Origin of the sequence: Sulfitobacter sp. F26169L, assembly GCF_026410285.1 — a bacterium.
Classification (GTDB): Bacteria; Pseudomonadota; Alphaproteobacteria; order Rhodobacterales; family Rhodobacteraceae; genus Sulfitobacter.
The window spans coordinates 1-7,436 of sequence record NZ_JAPMLP010000020.1 but is presented as its reverse complement, the minus strand read 5'-3'; the positions used below and the strand labels follow the sequence as shown (position 1 = coordinate 7,436).

Here is a 7,436-nt window from a genome sequence, read left to right as displayed (position 1 = left end):
AAAACAGAACCAATGAGAGTAGCAGCATAAACTTAACCCTGATCCATCTTAACAAGGCTGCAAACGGGTCGAAATTCTAGGACCACCTCTGATACCCCGCACGGGTTTGCGCGTGGAGATTGTGGGTTGATATTTTGCAGACGCGTAACGTATTAAGGTGAAAAATCATATTGATACCTTTATTGATCTGCTGAGGAATTTAGGTTGCAGTTTTCTCGATCACCGAACACTTGCGAAAAATCGCGTTCTAACCATTTGCGCATGATTGATGTCAGCCCTGCGAACCACAAGACGTTACCTATTGCGGATAAGTCCGGGACAGAAAATCAGGTTCGCCGTGTTGATGCACGGCGGCTGACAGCCAGCTGCCGTTTCGGGAAGGGCATGTGATGCGGGATCCCAATGCACTCAAAGCGGACAAGGAAAAGCTTGAACAGTCCAGCTATTTTGACCCTGAGTGGTATCTGCAAACCTACAAGGATGTGTCCGTTCTGGGAATGGATCCTGCCGAACATTATCTGAAATACGGGGCGCTGATGCGCCGCGACCCCGGACCGAATTTTTCGACGGGCTTTTATTTGGATACCACTCCGGGTGCCTGGCAGAAAACTGTCAATCCGGTGCTGCATCATCTCAAACATCAAGGGGATAATGCTGACCTAGCCCCCGAACCCCGTTTTGTTCTTTGGGCGGCTTTTAACCTTACGCGCAGTCATGGTCATGACGTGGGGATCGCGATGGCGCAGAAATATTTGCCTGAAGAATACAAACATACTGTTGGCCTTCTGGAAGCAACAAAACACATCAAGCAGGGCCATGAAACTGACTGGTTAAAACGCTTGAATGACTATTTGCAAAATTTCAGGGTGGCTCCGATTGAGTTGAAGCCCGAGGGGGACACGCTGTTATCGCGAATGACGACAGCAAAACTTCCCGGTATCAATTCAGGCCCTGTGATTACTGTTATTATGCCTGCATGGAATGCACAGGACACAATTTTATATACGGCACGATCCATTTTGCGCCAGACGTGGCGTCCGCTTGAGTTAATTATTGTAGATGACGCCAGCACAGACGACACATGGCAAGTGATGCAAAAGGTCGCGAAGAGTGACAAGCGGGTCAAAATTTTGCGCAATAGCGTAAATGTCGGGCCCTATGTTTCTAAAAATATTGCCCTGACACATGCAACGGGTGAATTTGTTACTGGACATGATGCGGATGATTGGGCACTCCCCCAGCGGCTTGAAAACCACATGAGAGAGGCGTATTTTGGCGAGCGCAACCTTGATGCAAGCTTGTGTCACATGGTACGTATGCATCCGAATGGTGTCTTTGGACATATTGGCAAAATCACCAGCTTTTCGTTCGATGGCGTGGCGCGCAAAGCGTCTATTTCGTGTCTGTTTCGCAAGTCGATTCTGGATAAGAAACTTGGCTTTTGGGACTCCGTGCGGTTTGGTGCCGATAGTGAGTTGATCGGACGCACCGTAAGCGTTTTGGGGGAACGTTTCGATGTGCTCAAACAGGTATCGATGATTTGTCTCGATCTGGAAACCAGCCTGACCAACCATGCGGTACACGGTGTGAATAAGGTGTCAGGTATCTCACCTATCCGCGCCAATTACCGTGATGCATGGGTGCAATGGCACAAAACAGAGCTTCCGAAAGGCAATACGTTTTTGGATTTCCCGCTCGCAAAGAGAAAATTTGATGCTGCACTAGAGATGACCGTTCCAGTAACAGATGCTCTGGCAAATCTGACCACAGAAAAAGGCACATGACATGGGTTGCTTTGATATGAGTAATAAGTTCGACAAAAGCGGTCAATTTGATATCGAAGTGTCTGGTTCTCGCATTCCGATAAAGTTTAAACATGGCGGTGATACCGCGCGGATGGTGATGTTCAGTTTTCACGGCGCAATCAACCGTGAAACTCGTGAAATACCTGCCTATCCGCCCTTCCTGCGTAATTTAGACGGGAGCGCGCATCAGGTTGCGATATCAGATCCATCTATGTTGATAGATAGCGCTTTTGGGATGTCTTGGTATGCTGGTCATGACGGCTTCCACACTCAAACCATTCTTAAAGATCTTCTAGCGGATATCATTGACGTGCTTAGCGCAGAGCGGGTGATTTTTTTTGGCTCTTCGGGAGGCGGGTTTGCTGCGCTTTACTTCTCATGGCATTTTCCGGATAGCCTGTGCCTTGCACTTTGCCCACAAACTGGAGTGGAGCGGTACTACAGCGGGCATCTAGCACGCTATCTTGATGCCTGCTGGCCTGATGCGACAGGGGGCTATGCGGAAGTCAGCCAGAAAGTTTGCCTTGATGTTGTCGACTTATATGAAGACAAATTTCCCAATACAGTTGTTTATCTGCAAAGTACGGGGGATTATTTTCACTTTCAGAACCATCTTGTTCCCTTCCTGCACCGCGCGAAGCTGTCGCGCGCCGACAATCGGTTTCTGCTTGATTGTGGGTTTTGGGGGCGCTTGTCACACAGTGGTTCGGTGACACAAGAAGCATACCAGCCTTGGGTCAAGACTGCAGTGCTGGCGCCTGACTGGAAGACAGATACATTGTTGGAAACCAAATACGAGATCACTAAAACCGCCAGTTCGCCTGCTGTGGTTAAACCTGCCGCTACAGGCAAGAAAGGGTTTGACGAACAGAAGGTCGCGCAGGCTGATCTGATAGGAAGATGGCAGTTGAGCCAAGGCTAACGATAAGGAGACTGCATATGAACCCCTACAAATCCCAAGCCAAAAAAGCATTCTGGCGCCCTGCTGTGGCCGAGCCGCATTATGCAGACCTGAAAGATCTGTGGACTCCGTTCACGCTGAAGCGGTCGGATAAAGTGGCCACAGCAGGCAGTTGCTTTGCACAGCACATCGGCAACAATCTGGCTAAACGCGGGGCAAACTATATGGATATGGAGCCTGCGCCGCCCATGTTTGCAGATGTGGCCGAAGCACGTGAATGGGGGTTTGGCGTATTTAGCGGACGGTATGGCAATATCTATACGACCCGCCAGCTGGTACAATTGTTTGACGAAGCATTTGACAAACGCGTTCCCGCCGAGCGCGTCTGGGAGAAAGAAGGCCGTTTCTTTGACGCCCTGCGCCCAAGCGTGGACCCTGTAGGCCAGAGCAGTGCTGCGGAAGTACTGGCGTTGCGCGAAAAGCATCTGAAGGCTGTGCGCAAAATGTTCGAAACGCTGGATATGTTTGTCTTTACGCTGGGGCTAACCGAAGGATGGGAAAGCGTAGAGGACGGCACAATGTTTCCGATGGCGCCGGGCACATTGGCGGGCAGTTATGATCCTGCCAAATACCGTTTTCACAACCTGCGCCATGCCGAAATTCTTCAGGATATGAAAAGTTTCCGGATGCGGCTCTTGGAGGTCAACCCGAATGCGCGCATGCTGTTGACAGTTTCGCCAGTACCGTTGACGGCAACGGCTACCGATCATCACGTGCTGCCTGCGACAGTCTATTCCAAGTCCGTCTTGCGCAGTGTTGCCGGCGAGATGGCAGAAGATTTCGAAGATGTTTCCTACTTTCCATCGTATGAGATTATTTCCTCTCATCCGTCGGGTGGGATGTTCTTTAATCCTGATCAGCGGACGGTAAATGCCTTTGGTGTAAACTATGTTATGTCGCATTTCTTCTCTGGCCCTCTGGAGGCGGAGTTTAAATCTATGGAGACCTTCCGTGAAGAAGAAGAACTGGATCTGATCTGTGATGAGGAAAAGCTGGAGCGCGCGTTAGAGTGAGTGTAGCTTTACTCCCTGACAATATTATTTTGCATATCGGCGCAGCCAAGACGGGCAGTACCGCGCTTCAAAACACATTTGATGCCCAATATGATAATCTGCTTGCGCAGGGCGTGCTGTTTCCGCGCTCTATTTTGCGGCGCAGCAATCTGGCGGACCAAACCCGCACGCCAGGGCATCTGGACCTGTTGGAGAAGTTGTCGCCAGATGTGCCGTCGCCGTTATTTTCGGAGTTGGAGCAACATGCAGGTCAGGTCGACAGGTTGATGCTGTCTATCGAAAACTTGTTTCACTATAAAGACAAAGCAGATCTTAATCGGCTGGTCGAACTGCTGAAAGGTAAAAAAATCCACATGATTGCTGTGCTGCGTGACCAGATCACGTGGCTTGAGTCATTTTATTACGAAACTGTTGTAGGCGGGATTAGAAATGAGGTCAAACCACCGTCGGATCTGGTGAAGACTATGCTGGAGGACGGGATTTTGACCTATGAAAGCCGTCTGGAATATCTGCAAAAGTTGTTGGATGCTGAAACGTTGACCGTGTTACCTTATCGCGATGCGCATAGTGATCTGAACCTACTGGAGCGATTTACCAAAGCGACAGGAATTGATCTGCCCCAGTCGGCCACGCTGGGGGCTGTGCGGGCAAATACCTCGCAGCGGTTTGGAGAATGTGTGGAAGCGCACAGGCGATTTAACCCGCTGGTTACACATCTTGAGCGGCAAGAGCGGCAATCGTTTTCAGAGATCATGAAAATCCATTATCTGCAGATGAACGAGGCGGGGATTCTGACAAAAAATGCGAGGTGCTTGGCGCCTGTCGTGCGGCAGCATATTAAGGCCGCTTGCACTTTTGAAAATAAACAATTACAACAGCGCCTGCCCAAAAATCAGAGCCTCGGCTTGGAGGACACTTATGCAGAGCCTTCTGCGCGGCTAAAAGAATCTGTGATCGCGGATGTTTTCGATTGTGGCATAGAGGTGTTATCTTCGTTTGCTGAAAAGGTTCCGGCTCTTGATCGGCTGCACCAGTTGACCCCTATGGTGAATAATAGCGGGGTCATCATGATTTTTAGCTGGGACATCTCCCTTACGCTTGCAGCAGCAAAGGCAGGGAAATTCATTATGAGTATTCAGCCTAATTTGAGTAAGCGATTATTGCTTCAATCTTTTTATGATAAAAATCAACTGCCGGGCGCTGTAGTTGTACTTGATGTTGCCCCCGATCAAGCCGATCTGGGAGAAATCTGGAATAAATCATGGTTTCGCGAACCCGATTTAGTTTTACTGGGGGCCGATGAAATCGACCAGCTTGCACGATTGGCTTGTGTGTTACGCAAGCCAGCAACCGTTGTAATAGAGGGAACGGGGACACCTGATCCTATCGTATTAAGTGAATTAAACATTCGTGCTATCACCAGAACTGGCCGGTTTTCATATTTCCAATTGCCAGTGCCTGGCTAGATTAGTGTTAAAGCCAACCCTTAGTAGCTCATAAAGTAATCCCAAAAGACTGGACAGTCAGCTAAGGTGTTTCCCAAACCTTTGAAAGGATACGAGAATGGCGAAGCGCTGAAATTTTACTGACCAGTTTAAAGCCAAGGTGGCCTTGGAAACGCTGCGCGGTGACAAGACCGTGCAGGAGATCGCAGCGAAGCATCAGTTGCACCCAAATCAGATCAGCACTTGGAAACGGCAAGCCATCGACGGGATGGCGGATGTGTTTTCTGGCGGCAAGCAAAGCGGCCCAACTGAAGCAGAAGTCAAGGAACTGCATGCCAAGATCGGAAGGCTGGCGGTTGAGAACGATTTTTTCTGAAGAGCTCAAAAGGTGAGCCCGGCAAAGAAGCGGGCCGTGATTAAGCGTAATCACCCCGAGCTGAGTATCAGCCAGCAATGTAAATTGGTGCAGCTGTCGCGGTCGGCGTTCTATTATACGCCGGTCGGGATCGACGCGGATACGCTGGCGCTGATGAAAGAGATCGACCGGTTCTTCACCAAATATCCGTTCTTCGGCAACCGTTAGATCGCTGCCTATCTACGAAGAGGGGCACAGTTGTCGGGCGTCATCGCGTCAGGCGGTTGATGGCCAAGATGAGCCTGGAGGCGATCTACAAGCGGCCCAGAACCAGCCAGCCGCCCCCGCAGCATCCGGTCTTCCCGTACTTGCTGAGAAAGAGGCAAATCGATCGTCCCAATCAGATTTCTGTCGTTAGCGTGTCGTGGTGCTTCTCGACATAAACCATTAAATAGTGAGTAAAAACAAAGGAATATCACTTTATGATTGTCAGGAAGCTCCGCTTGGAAAACGGCTTCTCCCAAGAACATAGTGGACCTGTCGCGTATTTGTTCCGCTCCTTTGACTTGGTATTTTGCCTCAAAGGAGAAATGAAATGGCATCACCACAACGAACCCCAGAATTCCGCGCAGAAGCAGTTCGCATAGCTTTAACTAGCGGTCTGTCGCGCAAGCAAGTTGCGGCTGATCTTGGCGTTGGTTTTTCATCGCTGAGCCGCTGGATACAACACGATCAGCGCAGCGCTGAGAAACCAACCGTGCAATCTGACATGGAACGTGAGCTGGCTGACCTTCGCAAAGAAAACCGTCTGCTGCGCGAGGAGAGGGAAGTGTTAAAAAAAGCCACCCAGTTCTTTGCGGAGCGAAGCAAATGAGGTTTGCGTTCATTGCAAAGAACAAGGACATGCTGTCGGTCAATCGGCTGTGTCAAATAATGGATGTTAGCCCGCGTGGCTATCGTGCCTTTTGCTCCCGGCCATTGAGCCCCAGCCAGCGTAAAGACTTGGTTGTGTTGGCACATATCAGGGAACAGTTTGCCTTATCTCTGGATAGTTATGGCCGCCCCAGAATGACAGAAGAACTGAAGGAGGCCGGCGTGGACGTGGGCCACCGTCGTGTTGGTCGGATCATGCGTGAGAACGGCATCTGCGTTGAAAGGTCCAAGAAATACAAGGTGACTACAGACAGTAACCACAAGTTCGATATCGCGCCAAACCTGCTGGGTCGCGACTTCAACGCTGATAAGCCAAACCAGAAATGGGCGGGCGACATCAGCTACATTTGGACGCGCGAGGGCTGGCTGTATCTGGCGGTTGTCCTGGATTTGCATTCGCGGCGCGTGATCGGCTGGGCCGTTAGCAATCGCATGAAGCGTGATCTGGCAATCCGAGCATTGGAAATGGCAATCAATCTACGCAAACCGCCCAAAGGCTGTATCCACCACACGGATCGCGGGTCGCAATATTGCTCGCATGACTACCAAAAGATCCTACGCAAGCATGGGTTCAAGGTGTCCATGTCCGGGAAAGGGAGTTGCTTTGACAATGCTGCCGTCGAAACATTCTTCAAAACCATCAAAGCAGAGCTCATTTGGCGGCAATCCTGGCCAACAAGACGCGCTGCCGAGCTCGCAATCTTCAACTACATAAATGGATTCTATAACGCTCGAAGAAAACACTCAGCACTCGACTGGAAAAGCCCCTTGGCTTTCGAACAAAAGGCCGCATAAATGAGTTGCAGGAGCGGCACGAAAGCGGGACAGGTCCATAGAGGTGGTCGCAAGGTTTCGTACCGGTAGTTAAGGTGGATCAACTTGTGAAAGAAGTTATCCCAAATGACGAAACGAAAGAACCATTCG

At 50.2% G+C, this 7,436-nt stretch carries 6 protein-coding genes and 1 pseudogene; all 7 read left to right on the top strand.

Annotated elements, in window-relative coordinates:
• The first annotated feature begins 389 nt into the window (after window positions 1-389).
• Window positions 390-1,784, top strand: a complete 1,395-nt coding sequence (locus tag OS189_RS18495; protein ID WP_267168809.1) for a glycosyltransferase family 2 protein — start codon at window positions 390-392, stop codon at window positions 1,782-1,784.
• A gap of 1 nt (window position 1,785) precedes the next feature.
• Window positions 1,786-2,727: an alpha/beta hydrolase gene (locus OS189_RS18490; RefSeq protein ID WP_267168808.1), complete on the top strand. Its 942-nt coding sequence runs from the start codon at window positions 1,786-1,788 to the stop codon at window positions 2,725-2,727.
• A gap of 17 nt (window positions 2,728-2,744) precedes the next feature.
• On the top strand, window positions 2,745-3,779 hold the full coding sequence (locus OS189_RS18485; protein ID WP_267168807.1) for a GSCFA domain-containing protein: 1,035 nt from the start codon (window positions 2,745-2,747) through the stop codon (window positions 3,777-3,779).
• Window positions 3,776-5,245, top strand: coding sequence for a hypothetical protein (locus OS189_RS18480; protein WP_267168806.1), 1,470 nt, complete (start codon window positions 3,776-3,778; stop codon window positions 5,243-5,245). The genes OS189_RS18485 and OS189_RS18480 overlap by 4 nt, the downstream gene beginning before the upstream one ends.
• Window positions 5,246-5,372: 127 nt before the next feature.
• A pseudogene (locus tag OS189_RS18475) lies at window positions 5,373-5,600 on the top strand (transposase); the annotation flags it as partial.
• Window positions 5,601-5,636: 36 nt separating this feature from the next.
• Complete coding sequence (locus OS189_RS18470) at window positions 5,637-5,807, top strand: hypothetical protein (protein WP_267168805.1); 171 nt, start codon at window positions 5,637-5,639, stop codon at window positions 5,805-5,807.
• Between the two features lie 367 nt (window positions 5,808-6,174).
• Window positions 6,175-7,307, top strand: a protein-coding gene (locus tag OS189_RS18465; RefSeq protein ID WP_267168804.1) for an IS3 family transposase whose coding sequence is annotated in 2 segments (ribosomal slippage) — window positions 6,175-6,436 and window positions 6,436-7,307 — 1,134 coding nt in all. Because the reading frame shifts where the segments join, the coding sequence is not laid out codon by codon here.
• The last annotated feature ends 129 nt before the right edge of the window (window positions 7,308-7,436 follow it).